At 71.7% G+C, this 18,131-nt stretch carries 14 protein-coding genes; 10 read left to right on the top strand and 4 right to left on the bottom strand.

Features of this window, described 5'->3' with window-relative positions; translation table 11 throughout:
* Nucleotides 1-38 precede the first annotated feature (38 nt).
* Nucleotides 39-914 carry a helix-turn-helix domain-containing protein gene (locus ACZ7G3_RS24400; protein WP_470928233.1) on the bottom strand — a complete coding sequence of 292 codons (876 nt, stop codon included), beginning with the start codon at nt 912-914 and terminating at the stop codon, nt 39-41.
* Nucleotides 915-1,263: 349 nt separating this feature from the next.
* On the opposite strand from ACZ7G3_RS24400, the gene ACZ7G3_RS24395 reads away from it, so the two are divergent.
* Complete coding sequence (locus tag ACZ7G3_RS24395; protein ID WP_426599099.1) at nt 1,264-1,734, top strand: hypothetical protein; 471 nt, start codon at nt 1,264-1,266, stop codon at nt 1,732-1,734.
* A gap of 132 nt (nt 1,735-1,866) precedes the next feature.
* Here ACZ7G3_RS24395 and ACZ7G3_RS24390 read toward each other — a convergent pair whose 3' ends face one another.
* Together ACZ7G3_RS24390 and ACZ7G3_RS24385 are read right to left on the bottom strand one after the other, a co-directional pair.
* Complete coding sequence (locus ACZ7G3_RS24390) at nt 1,867-2,376, bottom strand: hypothetical protein (RefSeq protein WP_470928232.1); 510 nt, start codon at nt 2,374-2,376, stop codon at nt 1,867-1,869.
* Between the two features lie 20 nt (nt 2,377-2,396).
* Nucleotides 2,397-3,470, bottom strand: a complete 1,074-nt coding sequence (locus tag ACZ7G3_RS24385) for a DNA polymerase III subunit beta family protein (protein ID WP_470928265.1) — start codon at nt 3,468-3,470, stop codon at nt 2,397-2,399.
* 122 nt (nt 3,471-3,592) lie between these two features.
* Here ACZ7G3_RS24385 and ACZ7G3_RS24380 point away from each other — a divergent pair, with 122 nt between their 5' ends.
* The 9 genes from ACZ7G3_RS24380 to ACZ7G3_RS24340 all read left to right on the top strand — a co-directional run bounded on the left by ACZ7G3_RS24380 (nt 3,593) and on the right by ACZ7G3_RS24340 (nt 16,508).
* Nucleotides 3,593-4,099, top strand: coding sequence for a nucleotide triphosphate diphosphatase NUDT15 (locus ACZ7G3_RS24380; RefSeq protein WP_470928231.1), 507 nt, complete (start codon nt 3,593-3,595; stop codon nt 4,097-4,099).
* Nucleotides 4,100-4,905: 806 nt separating this feature from the next.
* Nucleotides 4,906-5,061, top strand: a complete 156-nt coding sequence (locus ACZ7G3_RS24375) for a thiomuracin/GE37468 family thiazolyl RiPP peptide (protein WP_426599093.1) — start codon at nt 4,906-4,908, stop codon at nt 5,059-5,061.
* A 222-nt stretch (nt 5,062-5,283) separates the two neighbouring features.
* Nucleotides 5,284-7,788 (top strand): lantibiotic dehydratase, encoded by a 2,505-nt coding sequence (locus tag ACZ7G3_RS24370; RefSeq protein ID WP_470928230.1) that lies wholly within the window; start codon nt 5,284-5,286, stop codon nt 7,786-7,788.
* On the top strand, nt 7,785-8,690 hold the full coding sequence (locus tag ACZ7G3_RS24365) for a thiopeptide-type bacteriocin biosynthesis protein (RefSeq protein WP_470928229.1): 906 nt from the start codon (nt 7,785-7,787) through the stop codon (nt 8,688-8,690). The genes ACZ7G3_RS24370 and ACZ7G3_RS24365 overlap by 4 nt, the downstream gene beginning before the upstream one ends.
* The gene (locus ACZ7G3_RS24360; protein WP_470928228.1) at nt 8,687-9,805 is read left to right on the top strand and encodes a thiopeptide maturation pyridine synthase; all 1,119 of its coding nucleotides are present in this window, start codon (nt 8,687-8,689) and stop codon (nt 9,803-9,805) included. Before ACZ7G3_RS24365 ends, ACZ7G3_RS24360 begins: the two co-directional genes overlap by 4 nt.
* A complete protein-coding gene (locus ACZ7G3_RS24355) occupies nt 9,802-11,181 on the top strand; it encodes a SagB family peptide dehydrogenase (RefSeq protein WP_470928227.1) in 1,380 nt (459 codons plus the stop codon). The genes ACZ7G3_RS24360 and ACZ7G3_RS24355 overlap by 4 nt, the downstream gene beginning before the upstream one ends.
* A complete protein-coding gene (locus ACZ7G3_RS24350) occupies nt 11,178-13,082 on the top strand; it encodes a hypothetical protein (protein ID WP_470928226.1) in 1,905 nt (634 codons plus the stop codon). Before ACZ7G3_RS24355 ends, ACZ7G3_RS24350 begins: the two co-directional genes overlap by 4 nt.
* Complete coding sequence (locus ACZ7G3_RS24345; RefSeq protein WP_470928225.1) at nt 13,075-15,033, top strand: TOMM precursor leader peptide-binding protein; 1,959 nt, start codon at nt 13,075-13,077, stop codon at nt 15,031-15,033. The genes ACZ7G3_RS24350 and ACZ7G3_RS24345 overlap by 8 nt, the downstream gene beginning before the upstream one ends.
* Before the next feature lie 278 nt (nt 15,034-15,311).
* The gene (locus tag ACZ7G3_RS24340) at nt 15,312-16,508 is read left to right on the top strand and encodes a glycoside hydrolase family 64 protein (protein ID WP_470928224.1); all 1,197 of its coding nucleotides are present in this window, start codon (nt 15,312-15,314) and stop codon (nt 16,506-16,508) included.
* A gap of 114 nt (nt 16,509-16,622) precedes the next feature.
* Here ACZ7G3_RS24340 and ACZ7G3_RS24335 read toward each other — a convergent pair whose 3' ends face one another.
* Nucleotides 16,623-18,062, bottom strand: a complete 1,440-nt coding sequence (locus tag ACZ7G3_RS24335) for a GH1 family beta-glucosidase (protein ID WP_470928223.1) — start codon at nt 18,060-18,062, stop codon at nt 16,623-16,625.
* Nucleotides 18,063-18,131: the final 69 nt, after the last annotated feature.

The raw sequence follows: 18,131 nt of genomic DNA, 5'->3' as shown, positions 1-18,131 counted from the left end.
TCGCCCCTCTCCATTCGGGTCGTGCGGTACGAGTGAGCTCAAAGGTCCTCGCGCAGGGCGCCGAGGATTTCCCCGGTGCTTCTGGCAGGCGCCGCCTGGGCGCCGAGCCGGTCCAGGGCCTCGCGATAGACCACGACGTCGTCGCCCTTGTCCAGGTAGACGGCGCCCACCAGGCCGCTGAGGTAGACGATGTCGGGCAGTTCGGGAGCGCGGAAGCGGAAGAGGTGGAACGCGCCCGCCCGCATGGCGGGGTGCGGGCCGGAGGCGAACGGCATGATCTGCAGTGTCACATGGGGCAGCCGGTCGACCTCGATCAGGTGGTCCACCTGCTGCCGCATCACCCCGGAACCGCCGACGGGCCAACGCAGCACCGTTTCGTCCATGACGACCCACAGGCGGGGTGGGGACGGACGGGTGAGGATCTTCTGGCGACGCATGCGAAGGGCGACCCTCCGCTCGGTGTCCACCGAGGAAGCGTGCGGGTTGCCGGCGCTCAGCAGGGCCCGCGCGTAGGCCGGGGTCTGGAGCAGGCCGTGCACGAACTCGGGCTCGTAGGCGCGGATGTGCAGGGCCGCCTGCTCCAGGCTCAGATACGCCGCGAACCAGTCCGGCATGACGTCCCGGTAGGTGTGCCACCAGCCGCGCTTGTTCGCCTCGCGTGCCGCCTTGAGGAAGGTGTCGATCTCCTGCTGGTCCCGGACGCCGTAGACCTGAAGCAGCTTCTCCACGTCCGGCAGGCGCAGGCGGGCCACTTTCGCCGCCTCCAGACGGCGGATCGTGGAGTGGCTCACCCCGATCGCCTCACCGGCCTGTTCGAACGTCAGGCAGGCGCGGGTCCGCAACTCCTCCAGCTGCCTGCCGAGGATCATGCGCAGCACGGAGGGGGCGCCGCCCCAGTCGGTCTCCGCGGTCACACCGTCTCCCCTTCATCACTCCGCGCCCAGGCTCAGGCGCGCAGTCTGTCACGAGCGTTCCGTCGCCGAAGAGGATGGGCGTAGAGAGATGCAAATTTCAACTTGCTGGTTGCGCACGGTTGTTGACGGATGACAGAGTGACTTCACCACTGACCGCAATGTCCGCACCCACCACCCCACTTGCTGTTCAGGCGCAGAATCGGGGTGCGGCCGCCCGCTTGACAACGTTCTCCTGACGATCTGCCGGGTCGAGCACGTCCGCAGAGCGCCTGCGTGTCGAAGCGGAGGACCGGAACCTCGCCGACGCACCCGGGCCTCCCACTCTCCGCCCGGCCAAAGGACACCCCCCATGGACCTCCAGCACACCCGCGATCCGCGTCCGTCCGCGGCCACCTCCCGCGACCGCCCGTGCCCCTCAGACACCCTCCGCGAACCCCGGCGGCACTGCCCCGGCCCGGCCTCGCTGTCCCTTCCCGCCGGACTGCGTGCCGACCTCGGTCACGACGCGGTGAGCACGTCCCGGGAACACGGCGAACGCATCCTGGCCGGCCTGCCCCGCGCGGGCTGCGTCTTCGCCGACCAGGGACGCTGGTGGTGGATCGTCCCCTCGGGGTCCGACATCGGTGTGACGTGGCCCCACGGCACCCAGTACGTCATCGGCGACCCCTCCTGGACCCGCCCCCGACCGGCCGCCCGGCCGACCGGTCCGCGCCTGGTCCACGGCCCCGACGGCAACTCGCCCTACACCGCGCCCCTCCCGCTGTACTTCCTCGCCTGCCGGCTCACGGGCGTGGCACCGCACTGGTCCGTGGACGCCTGACCTCCAGGCGCGGCTGCACGGGGTGCCAGCCCCACCAGCGGAACGTCCCCCTTGATCCGTACCGGTCCGGCGTCGCGCCGGTGGTTTCCCCCGCCGTACGCGGGTACCCCGGGAGCGGCGCGTTCCGGTGCGTCATGCAGTGGGGCCAGGTGCGGAGGGCCGCTTGGTGGTGTCCCGCCGGGAGATGGCCTCTGCCACCTCGTCGAGGGCGGTGCGCAGGAGGGCACCATATGCGTCCTGTGGCAGGTTGGGGGCGTGCTCTTTGGCCGCGTTGACGTGCTCGGTGGCCGCATCGAAGGACCCGAGTCGGCGGTAGTTGTCGGCCAGGTTGAGGTGGAGGGAGGGGTAGAACCCGGCGATGTGGAGGCCGGCGTGGTGCTCCTGGACGCGCTGCTCGGTCACGGCGTCGGCAGCGTCCAGGGCCCGGACGTCCCAGGCGAGGGCCTGGGCAGGATCTTCATAGAGGTCCGCCAGGTAGTGGGCGAGTGAGCAACGGTGCAGCGGGTCGCCTGTGACGCCGATCACCGGCCACAGGTTCAGGAGCTTTTGGCGGGCGGAGAGGGTGTTGCCCGTTCGGCCTTCGGTAACGGCTTGCCCGATGGCTTCCATGGTCGGGTCGGGGCCGGCGGGTGCGGCAGACATGACGTGTTCCTCGTTGTCGTTCAGGCTGAGTGGTCGAACTCGACGGGCATGGCCAGGGTGGTGAGATCGCCGCGGTCGGCGGAGCGGATCGTGACGGGCCCGTCGTGTCCCCTCAGGTCGAGCATCACGTCGGGACCGATGGCTGTGCTCACTGCGGGATAGAGCGTGGTCATCTCGAACCGGATCCGGAGGGCCTCGCCCGTCACGGTGGCGGGGAGCTGAGCACCGGGGTCCTCGTCGTTCGGGGGCCGGACGTTCACTCCGTGACTGGAGACGTTCAGCGCGACGCGTTCGCCGGGGTGTTCTTCCAGGGCACGCAGCAGAAGATCCTTCGAGACTGTCGCGCGGGTGCTGATCTCGTCCAGGGAGGCGAGCATCAGCCGGTGATCGGGGAAGTCCTCGGACAGCAACCGGCAGTGCCGGTCGTCCCGCTCGGGCATACGCAGCCAGAGCCCGTGCGGCACCGCTTCGATACGGACCAGCGCACTGCGCCGGACCGTGGCGACAGCGGCCCGCAGGTCATCGCCGTCGATCGTGCCGGCCCACGTCTGCTCCGCCGGCCGCGCCGGCACCAGGGTCCGGGTGGAGAGCCGGTACCGGTCGGTCGCCGTCAAGGCGATCGCCTCATGACTCGCCTCGATGTGCAAGCCGGAAAGCACCGCCAACCCCGGCTCGTGCGCAGTCGCGGTCAGAACCTGCTCCACCGCATCCGCAAGCACGGGCCCCTTCAGTATGGCGATCAGCACACCGGGCACGCTGCCGCCGAGTGCGGACTTGATGACAGCGGCCTTCTGACGTGCCGTCGCCGCGTCATCGACGATCTTGGCAACATGCTCGTCGAGCAGCCGCGCCGCCTCGTCGGCCCGGGCGTCGAGGACCGCCTCGACCGCAGCGAGGGGCATGGCGATCTCGCGGAGCTGACGCAGCACGGTCGCCCGTGCCACCTGGTCGGCGCCGTAGTAGCGGTAGCCCGAGACCGCGTCCACTTCGGCAGGGGGCAGCAGCCCGGAGTCGGCGTAGAACCGCAACGCGCTGGAGGTCAGACCACTGCGCCGGGCAAAGACCCCGATGGGCATCAGTTCAGAATTCGGCACCTCACCATCATTGAGCTTCAACCAACTCGAAGGTCAACATCGACGTCGGGCGTCACCGACGTCATGGCCGGCAACACCCAGGGGTGTGGCGTCCGGCGGCCTCGACGATGTGGAATGGGCGCGTGAACTCTCGTACCCCCGGCCCCGAGCGCCCCGAACGCGCCCGTCCCGCCTCCCACAGTCTCACCGGTGTCGGCCTCGCCGTCCTCGGTCCCGACGGGCGGGTCCTGCTCGGCCTCGGCCACGACGGCCGATGGGAACTCCCGGGTGGCAAGGTCGATGCCGGAGAGGATTTCGAGACGGCCGCCGCGCGCGAACTGACGGAGGAGACCGGGCTCACGGTGTCCGCGGCGGACGTACGGGTAGTGACGGTCCTCGTCGACGGCCTCAACGGGCTGACCCGGGTGACGGCCGCGGCCGTCACCCGGCGGGCGACGGGTACGGCCCGGGTCACCGAGCCGGACAAGATCGTGCGCTGGGAGTGGTTCGGCCGCCGGGCGGTGCCGTCCTCACTCTTCCCGCCGTCCGCCTCGGTCCTGGACTGCCTGTGGCCCGAGGCGGTGCCAAGGGGGGCCGCCGCGGTACGTCATTACAGGGTGCTCGACGACACGGCCGCCCCGCCCCGCTGAATCGCGTGCGCCTCGGTCCGTCCCCGCGCAGGACCGAGGGCACCGGACCGGCTCACGTCCCGCTCCCCCCGCGGGCCGCACGACGAAGTGGATGTGACTGACCGGGAACGTCACCGGCGTGGCGCCACCGGACCCACGAACACCTGCTCGCCGCCGTCACCTCGTGACGGCTCCGCTCACCTCCGCAGCCGGGGTCCGGCTCGCCGGGTTCCCGCGCCGTCGACTCGGCGACGTGCAGGGACACGGCGTCCCCGTCTCACGGTCTTCTCCGTCGAGGAGCGCCTCGGCCGCCGGCATGCGACGGCGCTGCCGGCCGGGGCCGCCGGTCCGCGAAGGGCCGTGCCAGGTCCGCCGTGCGGGTGCACCCGGGCCTCCGGCGGCGACCGCAACCTGGCAAGTCATAGGTACGTCGCGAGGCCGGAGTCTTGGAGACTGGCCGCGTCCGGTCGACAGCCGGCCACCTGGAGGCTTGTTTTCCCCCTTGCGAAAGGGATCCTCACCGACTGCCGACCGGAGCGCGGATACCGGGTTCCTTCTCGGAGCCCGGCTCGGTGCACCGCTGCACCGACTGCTCGGAGGGCGCTTCACCCTGCCCGAGAACACCTGGACGGGCATTCAAATGGAACAATAAACTCCGAATTCGGAATTCCGAATGAGGCTTTTCCGTGGGTGGCGACGTCACAATCGGCCAACCTCACCGTGCCGGTGGAACCGCCTCACCCACCGCTGTAGGCTCGCAAACGTGCCGGCATCCTTTTGCCAGCAGTCCAATTTCCGCAACCACAGGAGATTCAGTGGAAAACGGTATGGAAATCGAATTCGACCTCGACGACATCCCCGCGGATGTTTTCGATCTGGCCGACAGCGGGCTCACGGTGGAGTCCCTGACGGCCGGTCACGGCCTCGTCGAGAACGGCGCCTCCTTCCCGAGCTGCGGCAGCTCCTGCTCGTCCCTGCCGTAGCCTGACAACCGCGGCGCCGGAGAGGGAGTCCTACCCGGCGCCGCGGCCAGGCGCCACGCACATCCGCCAACTGATTCCAGTCAAGGGCTGCAGGTGACTTCCTCCTCCTCCGGAACGCATTTCTTCGCCCGTTTCTGCGGACTTCCCGCGACTCTGCCGGATGAATTGGCGGGCGGTCGGTCCTGGCAGCTGGCCCAGGATATCCTGTCGCTCGACGACGAATTGACGAAGGATGCCGAAGAGCTGAGCGATCTGCTCTACACGGCGATCGGCGGGCTCGGCGATCTCTCCTTGAAGCCGAAGCTGGTGGCATTACGCCGCGGCATCCACGGCAAAAGACTTCCGGCGCGTACGGAATGGAACGAGGAACTGGCCCGGGCGCTGCCCGCGGAGACCTCGCAGCGCGTCGGGCGCTGGCTGGAGACCATGCGCCGACAACGCGAAGCCCGTCACGAACTCGCCGCGACGATGGATCAGGACCGCGCGGACGAGACGGCCAGGCTGCTCAAGAGCGCTGCCGATCCGATGTTCCGGCACGCCCTGTCCCAGGCGAGCCCCGCCCTTCTGGACGAACTGGTGCGCAGCCGGCCCGGCCACCAGGCCCGGCTCAAGCCTCGTACGGTCGTCGGACTGACGAAGTTCGTCTCTCGCGCCGCGACGAAGACAAGCCCGTACAGCACCTTCACGGCGACGGCGGCGGGCACCTGGTCGGACGACGGCCCGGTGCTGTCCTCGTCGGGGGACAACACCATCGCCTGCGTCCTGGAACTGGACCGGATGGTCCTGGAACAGCTCACCGGCGCGCTGCTGACGCGCGAGGAGGTCGCCCACGGCCTCCAGGTACGCCCCAACCCCAGCCTGCGCGAGGTGGACGGCCGGTACACCTTCCTCGGACGTCGGCCGGCCGAACCGCTCGTCTCCGTGCCGGCGACACCCCAGATCGCCGCATGCCTGCGCATCGTGGGAGACCAGTGCTCGCTGGCCCACCTGCGCGACAGACTCGCCGACGCGGCGCCCGAGCGCATCGACGCGGTGGCGCGGTTCTGCGCCCGACTGGTGACCATCGGCGCGCTCGAGTACGTCGGCCCCGTCCCCGACCAGTCCGAGAACCCGCTGGACGACCTGATCGGACACCTCGTTGCGACGGCTCCCGGCCTCAGCGGCCTGACGGCCGAGCTCACCGCCCTGCGCGACGAACTCACCGGGGAACTGGGCCCGACGGAGGTCGACGGCTACCGCACGCGGCAGACCGCCATCGCGCGGCTGCTCACCTCGATCGGCCGACGGCTGGGGCTGGACTGGCCGCCGCCGGACGTGCTCGGCAAGATCGCCTTTCACGAGAACGCGGTCCTCCCCCACGGTTCACTCACCGCCTCGACGGCCGAGTGGCGCCCGGTCCTCGACGACCTGGACGTACTGCGCCGCTGGCTCGCCCTGCACGACCGCATGCTGCCCGTCCGGACGGCGCTCGGCGTGTACGTCGGGCACCGCTTCGGCGCGGGAGCCGCGCCGGCCTTTCTGGACGTGCACACCGCGATCCAGTTCGATCTCGCCCGCGAGGACACCGACTGCCCCGACTGGCTGCGCCCGCTGCGTCCCTTCCTGCAACTCGGCAGACCCGTCCCGGCCGAGGTGCTGGAGCACAGCCCGGTGCCCGAACTGGCACTGCTGCACCGGTTGCGCCGGAAGTCGCTGGAGACCGTACTGTCCGGCGAACGTGACGGCATGGTGCTCAGGACCGACCCTGCCGTGCTGGAGGACCTGACGGCGGGCTGGCCGAACTGGGTCCGCGCCCCCGGCTCGATCGCCTGCTACGTTCAGCCGGCGCACGACGGCGATCGGCTGACGGCCGTGGTCAACACCATCAGCGGCGGACACGGCAAGGGCGGCGGGCGCTGGTCCCGGCTGCTGCGCCAGGCGGGCGGGCCGCGGCTCCCCACCGGCCGGCCCGCACCGGGCGCGGAACACGGCCCGGTACTCGCCGAACTGTCGGGGACCTTCGGGGTGTCCGTGAATCTGCGTGCGCCCACGGCCCCGTACGAGATCGACTATCCCTGCACCACGACCACCCGGCCCGCGCACGAGCGCATCCCGCTGCGCGATCTCGTCGTCCGGCACGACCCCGGCAGCGGCACACTGGAGCTGGTGGCCCGGCCGACGGACCGCCGCGTTCAGCCCGCCCATCTGGGCATGATGGCCGACCCGCTGCTGCCTCCCGCCGCGCGCCTGCTGTTCGCCGCCTTCGGACAGTCGTACCTCCTGCACCCGAGCCTGTCCCTGCTCAAACCCGCACCCGGCGACCACGTCCAGGACGTGGAGTTCCTGCCCCGGGTGGAAGTGGGGCGGCTCGTCGTACAACGGGCGGAGTGGCGGGCCCCGATCGACCACGTCCCGGTGCGGCGCGCCGGAGAGACGGACGCGGAACACCTCCTGCGCCTGGCGGGCTGGATGCGCGCCCACGGCATCCCGCGGCGGTCCTTCGTACGGCTGCACACGGCCGGCAGGGACTGGGTGAGCAACGTGTTCGCCAAGTCCCGCAAGCCCATGTTCCTGGACCTGTCCAGCATGTCGATGCTCGCCGTCTTCCGGCACATGACCAGGTCGTTCACCGGGCATGTGGCCTTCGAGGAGGCACTGCCCGACCCCACCCGGGCCGGCCCGGTGGCGGGCTCGGACCCCCGGGTCGTCGAGCTCGTCCTCGAACTCACCGCGGACGGCTCACCGTGAGCGACGGCGGATGGATCAGCGCGCACCTGTTCCACCACGGAGACCAGGACCAGTTGCTGACCGCACTGGTGGACCCGCTCACCGGGGAACTGCGCGGGCGCGCCTGGGCGGAGCGGAGCTTCTTCCTGCGGTACTGGGACGGCGGCCCGCACGTCAGGCTCCGCGTCCTGCCCGGCGACGACGCGGTGCGGGAGGACGTGCGCAAGCTGATCGAACACCGGGCGGCAGCGTACTTCGGGCGCTGCCGGGCTCCCGACGTACTGACCCAGGAGGAGTACCTCGCCTCCGCCCGGGAGATCGGCGCATGGGAGGGCGTCGTCCCCAGCGCGCACATGTACGCCAACAACTCGGTGCACTTCCTGCCGTACCACCGCGAACACGGGCGCTACGGCAGCGGCTCCACGATCGAGACCGTGGAGGAGCACTTCGCCGAGTCCAGCGCGCTGGCCCTCGCCCAGCTGCGTTCCGGAGCCGGACGGCAGCGACGTGAGACAGCCGTGCTGTGCTGCCTCCTCCTCGCCTGGACACTCGGCAGCGAGGACGTACCGGGGCTCGCCCGGCGCCAACTCGCGAAGGCCGGCGCACGGGGCGGTGGGCAGGAGTCCCTGTACGAGAGACAGCGGGACCGCTTGCTCGCCCTGGCGGCCAGTATGCGCAGGTCCGCGGGGCAATGGCGTCACACGTCCGACGGCGACGGCACCCTGCGGCGGTGGACGGCGTCGCTGACGAAGGCGGTGGACGCGCTGAACGCGGACGCCACCGCCCCGTCCGCCGAGTCCGCGGCGGACCTGTGCGCGCACCTCTTCGCCAACCGGGTCGGCGTACGCGTCGACGCCGAGGGGGTGCTGCGCTACCTGGCCGCACGTGCGGTCACCGACCCGGACGGATCCCAGGGGGAATGATGTGGCGGACTTTCCGTGTCACCTATTACGACGAGGACCGCGGCCGACTGCTGCTGGAGGCCGTGAAGCCCCTCGTGGAGAGGATCTCGCCGCACGTGTCCTCGGTGCACTACCTGCCGCACTGGCTCCGCGGCCCGCATGTGCGCATCAACGTCGACGCCCGGCCGGAGGTGTTCGAAGACGTCGTCCGTCCCGCGGTCGACGAGTTGGTCAAGGCATACCTGACCGCGCACCCGTCAACAGCGGCGGTCGACGCCGCGGAGACGGCCCGCCGGCATGAGCGGCTCGCCGAACTCGAACACGAACCCGGACCGCTGACTCCGCTGCTGCCCGACAACTCCGTGTTGGAGATCCCCTACGACAGACGGCTGCATGTGCTCGGCAGCCACCGGGCCGCCGATCTGCTCGCCGACTTCTACGCGGCGACGACACCGCTCGCCTTCGAAACGGTCGCTCATCTGCGCGCCGGCGACCGGCTCGCCGGGCTCGCCTTCGACACCATGGTCGCCTCGGCCCACGGACTGTCCGGCACCGGACTGCGCCAGGGATTCGTCTCGTTCCGTTCCCATGCCGAGGCATTCCTGTCCTGGTGGCCGGAGGCCGAGGGACTCCGCGAGGCATGGGAACGGCACTACGCGGCCCACCGCGACCAGCTCGTGCGGCGGCTGGAAGTGCTGCTGGCCGCCGTCGACTCGCGGGCGGCGGAACCCCGCTTCGTGCGCGGCTGGCTGGATGCGGCAGGTGACGTGGTGCGACGCGGCGCGGAACTGATCGCGGCCGGTGACATGAGCATGGACCCGCCGTGGGCGCATCGCTCGGCCGAGAACGACGAACTGGCCAGGACCATGCTGCGGAAGAGCCCGTTCCACAACCGTCCGCGCCCGCCCGGCGCGGAAGTCGACAAGATCTGGTTCGACGGGTACCGGCTCACCCTCAACTACACCTATCTGCACCTCACCCGGCTCGGACTGGCTCCCGTCGAACGGTTCCTGCTGTGCCATCTGGCGGCGAACGCCGCCGAGGACCTGTTCCGGGTGTCCGCCACCGACGTACGGCTGCCCGCTCCCGGCCAGTCGCCCAGGGCCGTTCCCGCACGGCTCCGGGAGCCGTCGTGACGGCGCTGCGCAGGCTGTACCGGCTCACGGACGGCGTGCGGTCCGTCACCTCCGGATCAGGAGTCACCGCCCTCCTCCGCTGGCCCCACGCCGAGGAGTTCGGCAGGCTGACCGCTGCGGAGCACGCCGTGCTGCGCGCGCTCGTCGAGGACCGGTCGGTCGAGGAACTCGCCGCGCTCTGCCCGGCCGAGAACGCCACGGCCCTGGTGACGGCACTGGCCCGGGGCGGGTGGGCGGTGACCACCGTTGTCCGCGGCGGGCAGACGCTGTACAGCACCCACGCCCGGTGGCCGCCACGCCGTCCTGCTGCGCCGGAGGGCCCGCGCCGGCTCTCCCGGTTCGCATCGGCCAGGCGGGACGGGGACACGGTGCTGGTGACGTCGCCGACCGCCGCACGGAGCATGCGGATCGCCGACACCCGGCTCCTGGAAACCGTCATGACGGCGGGTGCGCGGGACCCCAGCGGCCTGCCCGCCGAGACGGCACGGTGGCTGTCGACCGACCTGGCGGACGCGGGGCTCCTGGCCACCGCCGAGGAGACCGACGAGCTGCGGGGCGCCCAGTGGAGCCCGCACGAGCTCGCCTTCCACCACGCCAGCAGGCTGCGCCGCGATCACCGGATGGGCGAGGATTTCGGCGGCACCTACTGGGCGAAGGGCCGCTTCGACCCGCCGCCCGCCCCGCACCCCGTCTGGGGAACGGCGGACGTCGCGCTCCCCCGCCCCGACCTCGAACGGCTGCACGCACAGGATCCGCCCCTGTCTGCGGTGATGGAGGGGCGCCGGTCGATCCGCTCGTACGACGAGGACCGGCCACTGACCGTCGAGGAACTGGGCGAGTTCCTGTTCCGGACCGCACGGGTACGCGCGACCGGTCAGGACACCGGCCTGGACGTGTCGGACCGGCCGTGGCCGGCGGGCGGCGCCGCACACGAACTGGAGGTGTATCCCTTGGTGCACACGGTGCGCGGCCTGCGCCCCGGCCTGTACCACTACGACCCGCACCAGCACGGGCTGAGCCGCGTCCCGGCCACCGCGACCGCTCTGCGCTGGCTGATGATGTCGTCGGCGTCCGGGATGAACGGGGGCGCCACACCCCAGGTGCTGTTCGTGATCGCGACCAGGTACGGCCGGCTGTCCTGGAAGTACCGGGCGATGGCCTACGCACTGACCCTCAAGCACGTGGGCGTGGTCCAGCAGACCATGTACCTCGCCGCGACAGCGATGGGGCTGGCGCCGTGCGCCCTGGGCGTCGGGGACGCGGACGCCTTCGCCGCCGCCACCGGACTCGACGCCCTGGAGGAGACCGGCGTCGGGGAGTTCGCTCTGGGACGGCCCGCCCCGTCGCGGGACGGGGCGGACGGGGGCCGAGCATGAGGCCCCGGCTCCGTGACGACGCCTTCTACGCACCGGTGGCACACGGGGTGGTCTGGCTGAGCAGCGCCGGTGAGATCACCCTCAACGGGACGTCGATCGCGGCCGTCACACAGCGGCTGGCCCCACACCTGGACGGCCGCAGGACCGTGGACGAACTCACCGCGGCCCTGTCGGACCGGCACCGGGACCTGGTCGTCGGGCTGATCGACGTACTGCTCGCGAAGGACCTGGTCCGGGACGCCGACGAGGAACGGGTCGCGCCTGCGGGCGGCGGCGCCGGGCGGGCGTTCGCCACGTACTTCCTCGGAGACGGGGACGCCGCCCACGAGCGCTTCGTGGGGGGCAGGGCGCTGGTCGCCGGTCCTGGACCGATGGTCTCCGCGTGCGTACGGGCGCTGTCCCGCGGCGGGGTACGGAAGGTGACGGCGCTGATCGACAGCCCCGTCCAGGCCGCCGACGACCCGTGCGACGGCGGTACGGAGGGCGGCGGTCCAAAGGACGACGTCCTGGAGGGCATCGACTTCGCACTCCACCTGTTCGACTGCGGAGGCATCGCTCCGGCCCGCCGGCTCGCCGAACGCTGCGCGCGGCGCGGCGTTCCCCTGGTGCAGGCGCTCCTGTCGGCGGCCGAGGTCGTCATCGGACCGAGCCCCGCACTGGACTGGGAGACGGTGTGGCGGCGGTTCACCCCTGACGACAGGCGGGCCTTCCGGACCGCCCGTACGCCTCCGGCATCGGGCGCGTGTCTGCCCGTACTGGCCAACCACCTCGTGTTCCGGCTCTACCGCGATGTCACCGGGGCATCAGCCGCCGCCGACTCCCGTCTCCAGGTGTTCGACACCGGCACGCTGGAGCAGTCCTCGCACCGAGTGCTGCCCCTCCCTCCGCCTGCGGGGCCGGTGCAGCGGTCGCGGGAACGGTTCGAGGCTTCCGTACGACGGCTGCGCGCCCGGAGAGGACTGACCGAGGAGGAGTTCTCGACCCGTGTGATGGCCGCCGTCGACGAGCGGTTCGGGCCGATCAGGGACCTGGACGAGGCCGACCTGCCCCAGGTGCCGCTGCGGCAGATGCGTGCCGTCGTCGCGGACCCGTTCTCCGGCAACCGGGTGGAGGTGACGGCGGTCGGACCTGACTTCGCCTGGGCCAGGCACCGGGCCGCCCTGAAGGCCGTCGGCGTGTACGGGGTGCTCGCCTCCGGACCGCCCGCGCCGCGTTCCGCTGGGCGCCGCCCGCGCTGGGGACTGCGCCTGCGCGACGACGCACCGCTGCTGGTCGACGCCGATGCCGCTCGCGGCGCCACGCACCCGGACGCGCCGGACCCGGGTGCCGGTGTCGGGACCGGGCTCGACTGGGCGCAGATGGTGACCTCCGCCCTCCTCGCCGGTTACCGGGCCAACCTGTTCACCGGCTCCGGCGGCCGGTCCGGCTTCTCGGGCTCCGGCGGCCAATCCGCCCTGATCGACCGGTCCGGTACGCCGATCGACGAGAAGGCGCTGGCCTCGGACCCCGTCCTTGGGAAGTACCACCGGCTGCTCGGCGCACTCGCCGACGACGTCCGTCTGTACGACCTGACGGGTCTCGCCGGGGTGCCGACCGTGGGGTGCGCGGTGGAAGGGGCCGTCCGCCACGTGGAGACCGCGCTGAGCTGGACCGCGGCCGCGCACCGTGGTCTCGAACACCTGCTGGCGGCAGCGCAGTCGAGAGCGCTCCCCGGCGCCCTGCTGGACGAGCCGGCCGTCTGCGACCGCGGGTGGACGCCGCCCGCGGACGTCACCCCGGCCGAGGTGATCGACGCGATCCGGCGCACCGGCCGGGAGCCGGTGCTCACGCTCCTCGACGACGATCCGGCGATGGCCCGGGTACTGCCCTGGGCCGGAAGGGTGGTGCTGCTCGATGTCTGACATGACACCGGCGGTGAGCCTGCTGGGGGACGGCCTCCTGCGGGAGGCCGTGGCGGACGCCCTGGCCGGGAGGGTCCGGCTGCGGGACCCGGCGGAGCCGCGACGAGACGGGCACGACGGACTCGTGGCCCTCGTGCCCGTCTCGGACAGCTGGACGGACACTCCCCTCGGCGCGGTGCCCGCCGTCCCGGTTCCCGTCCTTCCCGTGACCGCCGAACTGGGCCACGTGGCCGTGGGACCACTGACGGCTCCCGGCACATCCGGCTGCTGGACCTGTGCCGACCTGCGGCGCCGCCGCAACCAGCCCGGCCGCTACGCGGTGCTGGACCGCAACCGTGCCGCCCTGGCCCGCAGCCCGGCACCGTGGCTGACCCCCTTCTCCGCCGACGGCATCGCGGCGCTGGTCGCCGACGAGATCACGGCACTGGCCCGCGGCCGCACACCCCGGTCCGCGGCGGCCCTCCTCCGCGTCTGCCTGGCGGACCTGACCGTGCGCACCCACCGAGTGCTGCCCGAACCGCTCTGCCCGGTCTGCGGAGAGCTGCCGGAGGACACCGCCGAGCACGCCCTGCTCCCGCTGCGTCACAGGCGCAAGCCCCGGCCCGGAGCGTTCCGGATCCGCAACGCGACCGAGGAACGCCGGGCGCTGGTAAGCCTGTTCGTCGACAGTGAGACGGGCCTGATCAGAGACGTCGGCACAGGAGACGAAGGCGGTCTCCCCGTCGCCAGGGCACTGCTGCCGATGCGGGGACACACGGCGGAGGAATCCGGGTGGGGGCGCAGTGACAGCTATCGCGCCAGTGAGGCGACCGCCGTGCTGGAGGCCGTCGAGCGGTGGGGAGGACTGCAGGCGGGCGGTAAACGGACGACCGTCCGCGCCCCGTACCGCGACATCCGTGAGACGGCTGTCGATCCTCGCACCCTCGGGCTCTACACGCCGGAGCGTTACGGGGTACCCGGCTTCCCCTTCACCCCCTTCCACGAAGACCTGTCGATGCACTGGGTGTGGGCCTACTCCTTCGCCCGGCGCCGGCCCGTGCTGCTGCCCGAGACGTACGCGTACTACGGGGCCCACCTGCTGCGGCCGGACGAACCCCGGCTGGCCTACGAGATCTCCAACGGCTGCGCCCTGGGCGGCTGTCCGGAGGAAGCCGTCCTCTACGGTCTCCTCGAAGTCGCGGAACGCGACGCCTTCCTGACCGCCTGGTACGCGCGCCGCCCACTGCCCAGGATCGATCTGTCCTCGGCCCGCGACCCGCGGGTCCGCCTGCTCGCCGCGCACCTCGAGGAAGAGACGTCGAGGACCGTCACCGTGCTGGACACCACGGTCGAACAGGGGCTGCCCTGCGTGTGGGCCATCGCCGTCGACCGCACGGGCGACGCCGGCCGGGCCAGGGCCGTGTGCGCGGGCGGCTCCCATCTCGTCCCCGAGCGCGCCGTGCTCAACGCGCTGTGCGAGCTGGGCCCGATCCTGGCCAGCGTGGACCACTCGTACGCGGAGCACCGCGGGCGGGTGAGGGCGATGGCCGCCGACTCCTCTCTCGTGCGGAGCATGAGCGATCACTCGCTGCTGTACGCCGACCCCTCGGTCTTCTCCCGGCTGGAGTTCCTGTTCTCCTCTCCCGAGCGGCGGTCACTGGAGGAGATGACAGCCAGGAGCGTCCCCCTCAGCGACGACGACCTGACCCGGGACGTCGAGCACGCCGTCGACCGGTACCTGCGGACGGGACTGGACGTGCTGGTCGTCGACCAGACCACCTCGGAGCAGCGAGCCGGCGGGCTGACCTGCGTCAAGGTCGTGGTTCCGGGCACCGCGCCGATGACCTTCGGGCACGACATGCGCAGAGTGGACGGCCTGCCCCGGCTGCTCGACGTGCCGCGTCTCCTCGGCGACCCGGCCCCGCCCTCGACCGTGGCCGGACTCAACCCCTTTCCCCATCCCTTTCCCTGAGCCGGGGGTCCGGCGGGCCCGGGCTGTTCGGCGCGGCCTGTGAGGAAACCGCCGCCCGGCCCGGCCCGGCGGCGGCGCCGTGTCATCGACGGGCGGCGGCGCCGGTGTCATCGACACGCGGGGCCCGCATCGTCGCACGGTGTGCGGCGCGTCCTCGTCGCGGTCACCGACTCCGGCTTCCCCGCCCCTTATTGACATGGACGCGTCCTGACGCAACGCTGAGAGCGCTCTCGGAATCGGTACGGACCAATCCCCCCACACCCGCACGGAGGTGGAGAGTGCTCTCAAGCCTCAAACACCGTCTGCTCGCCGCGGCGACGGCCGCGGGCCTGGCCGGCGCCCTGCTCACGTTCGGTGCCTCACCACCCGCGGACGCCGCGGTACCCGCCACCGTCCCCCTGGAGATCACCAACAACTCCAGCCGCGGCGAGCCGGTGCACATCTACAACCTCGGCACTTCCCTGACGACGGGTCGGCAGGGCTGGGCCGACGCGAACGGCACCTTCCACGCCTGGCCCGCCGGCGGCAATCCCCCCACCCCCGCGCCGGACGCCTCCATCCCCGGTCCGGCCGCAGGACAGACCAAGACGATCCGGATCCCCAAGCTGTCGGGACGCATCTACTTCTCGTACGGCCAGAAGCTCGACTTCCGGCTGACCACGGGCGGCCTGGTGCAGCCGGCCGTGCAGAACCCGAGCGACCCCAACCGCGACATCCTGTTCAACTGGTCCGAGTACACGCTCAACGACTCCGGACTGTGGCTGAACAGCACACAGGTGGACATGTTCTCCGCGCCCTACACGGTCGGTGTGCAGGGGACCGACGGCGGCGTGAGAAGCGCCGGACGGCTCGAGGCGGGCGGCTACAACGCCGTGTTCGGCGCGCTGCGGGCGCAGCCCGGCTGGGGCGGGCTGATCCAGACCCGGTCCGACGGCACCGTCCTGCGGGCGCTGTCGCCGCTGTACGGGCTGGAGACCGGGGCACTGCCCGCCTCCGTCATGGACGACTACATCAACCGCGTCTGGCAGAAGTACACGACGTCCACACTCACCGTCACCCCGTTCGCGGACCGGCCGGGCACCAGGTACTCCGGGCGCGTCTCGGGCGGCGTCATGCACTTCACCAACGGCGCCGGGACGGTCGTCACGAGTTTCCAGAAGCCCGACGCCTCCAGCGTCTTCGGTTGCCACCGGCTCCTGGACGCCCCCAACGACCAGGTGCGCGGACCGATCTCGCGCACGCTGTGCGCCGGCTTCAACCGCTCGACGCTGCTGAGCAACCCCCACCAGCCCGACCCCTCGGCGGCGGACTTCTACAAGGAGCCCCTGACCAACCACTACGCCCGGATCATCCACGACCGGATGGCCGACGGCAAGGCGTACGCCTTCGCCTTCGACGACGTCGGCCACCACGAGTCGCTGGTGCACGACGGCAACCCGGTCCAGGCGCGGCTGACACTCGATCCGCTCGACTGATCCGGTACCGGCTGCAGCAGGCCGCCCCCGGCTTCCCGCATCAGCGGGGGCCGGGGGCGGGCCAGTGCCGGGGCACCGCGCGGGGCGTCCGCGCGGTCGCCGCGTCGGGCCGGGTCAGGCGCCGGGCAGGACTCCGGTGCGGGCGACCTCGGAGTACCAGCGGGCACTGGCCTTGGGGATGCGCGTGCCGGTCGGGTAGTCCACGTAGACGGCACCGAAGCGCTTGCCGTAGCCGTGTGCCCACTCGAAGTTGTCCAGCAGCGACCACAGGAAGTAGCCGCGCACGTCCGCGCCGTCCAGGATGGCCCGGTGGACGGCGGCCAGGTGGCCGCGCACGTAGGCGATGCGCGCGGGGTCGTTGACCTGGCCGGCCGGATCGGCGTAGTCGTCGAAGGCCGCACCGTTCTCGGTGATGACCAGCGGCAGCTTCGGGAAGTCGGACGCCAGCCTGCGCAGCAGGTCGTACAGGCCGGTGGGGTCGACGGCCCAGCCCATGGCCGTGGTCTCGCCGGGCGGCTGGTGGAAGGCGACCCGGTCGGCCCCCGGCCAGGGGGTGTGGGCACTCCTGCCGTGTCCGTCGGAGGTGTGGGTGCCGCTGCCGTCGGCCTCGGAGACGACGGTGGGTGTGTAGTAGTTGACGCCGAGGAAGTCCAGCGGCTGGTGGATCTGCCGCAGGTCGCCGTCCTGCACGAAGGACCAGTCGGTCAGGGCCGCGGTGTCCTTGAGCAGGTCCTCCGGGTAGGCGCCCTGCAGCATCGGGCCGGTGAAGACCCGGTTGGCGAGCGCGTCGATCCGGCGGACCGCGTCGGCGTCGGCGTCGCTGTCGGTGAGCGGACGGACGTGGTGGACGTTGAGGGTGACCGAGCACTGGGCGTCGGCGCGGAGGCGGTCGCGCAGCGCCTGGACGGCCAGGCCGTGCGCCAGGTTGAGATGGTGGGCGGCGCGCAGGGCGGCGACCGGGTCGGTGCGTCCAGGGGCGTGCACGCCGGATCCGTAGCCGAGGAAGGCGCTGCACCAGGGCTCGTTCAGGGTGGTCCAGGTCTTCACCCGGTCGCCGAGGGCGTCCGCGGCGAGGGCGGCGTACTCGGCGAACCTCTCCGCCGTGGCACGCTCCGGCCAGCCCCCCGCGTCCTCCAGTTCCTGCGGCAGGTCCCAGTGGTAGAGGGTGGCGACGGGCTGGATGCCCTTCTCCAGCAGGTCGTCGACGAGGCGACGGTAGAAGTCCAGGCCCTTCTGCACGGCGGGACCTCGGCCGGTGGGCTGGACGCGGGTCCAGGCGAGGGAGAAGCGGTAGGCGCCCAGGCCGAGTTCGGCCATGAGTGCGACGTCCTCGCGCCAACGGTGGTAGTGGTCGGTGGCGATGTCGCCGGTGTCGCCGTTGCGGACCCGGCCGGGGGTGCGGGCGTAGGTGTCCCAGATGGACGGCGTGCGGCCGTCCTCGGCGGCGGCCCCCTCGATCTGGTACGAGGCGGTCGCGGAACCCCAGAGGAAGCCCTTGGGGAAGGTACGGGCGGCGTCCGGGGCGGACGCGGTCTGCTGTGCTGCGGTGACCACGTAAGTCCTTTCTAGGTGGGCGTGTTCGCAAGCGCACGCATGCCTGCGGGGTGGGGTGGGGTACGGCCC

The organism is Streptomyces sp. NPDC037271, from assembly GCF_055603605.1.
This window is presented reverse-complemented; position numbering and strand designations above follow the sequence as displayed.

Coding starts and splice junctions, on each gene's coding strand:
- ACZ7G3_RS24395 (WP_426599099.1), top strand. CDS start 1,264: ATGGACCTCCAGCACACCCGCGATCCGCGTCCGTCCGCGGCCACCTCC.
- ACZ7G3_RS24345 (WP_470928225.1), top strand. CDS start 13,075: ATGTCTGACATGACACCGGCGGTGAGCCTGCTGGGGGACGGCCTCCTG.
- ACZ7G3_RS24375 (WP_426599093.1), top strand. CDS start 4,906: ATGGAAATCGAATTCGACCTCGACGACATCCCCGCGGATGTTTTCGAT.
- ACZ7G3_RS24350 (WP_470928226.1), top strand. CDS start 11,178: ATGAGGCCCCGGCTCCGTGACGACGCCTTCTACGCACCGGTGGCACAC.
- ACZ7G3_RS24360 (WP_470928228.1), top strand. CDS start 8,687: ATGATGTGGCGGACTTTCCGTGTCACCTATTACGACGAGGACCGCGGC.
- ACZ7G3_RS24390 (WP_470928232.1), bottom strand. CDS start 2,376: ATGTCTGCCGCACCCGCCGGCCCCGACCCGACCATGGAAGCCATCGGG.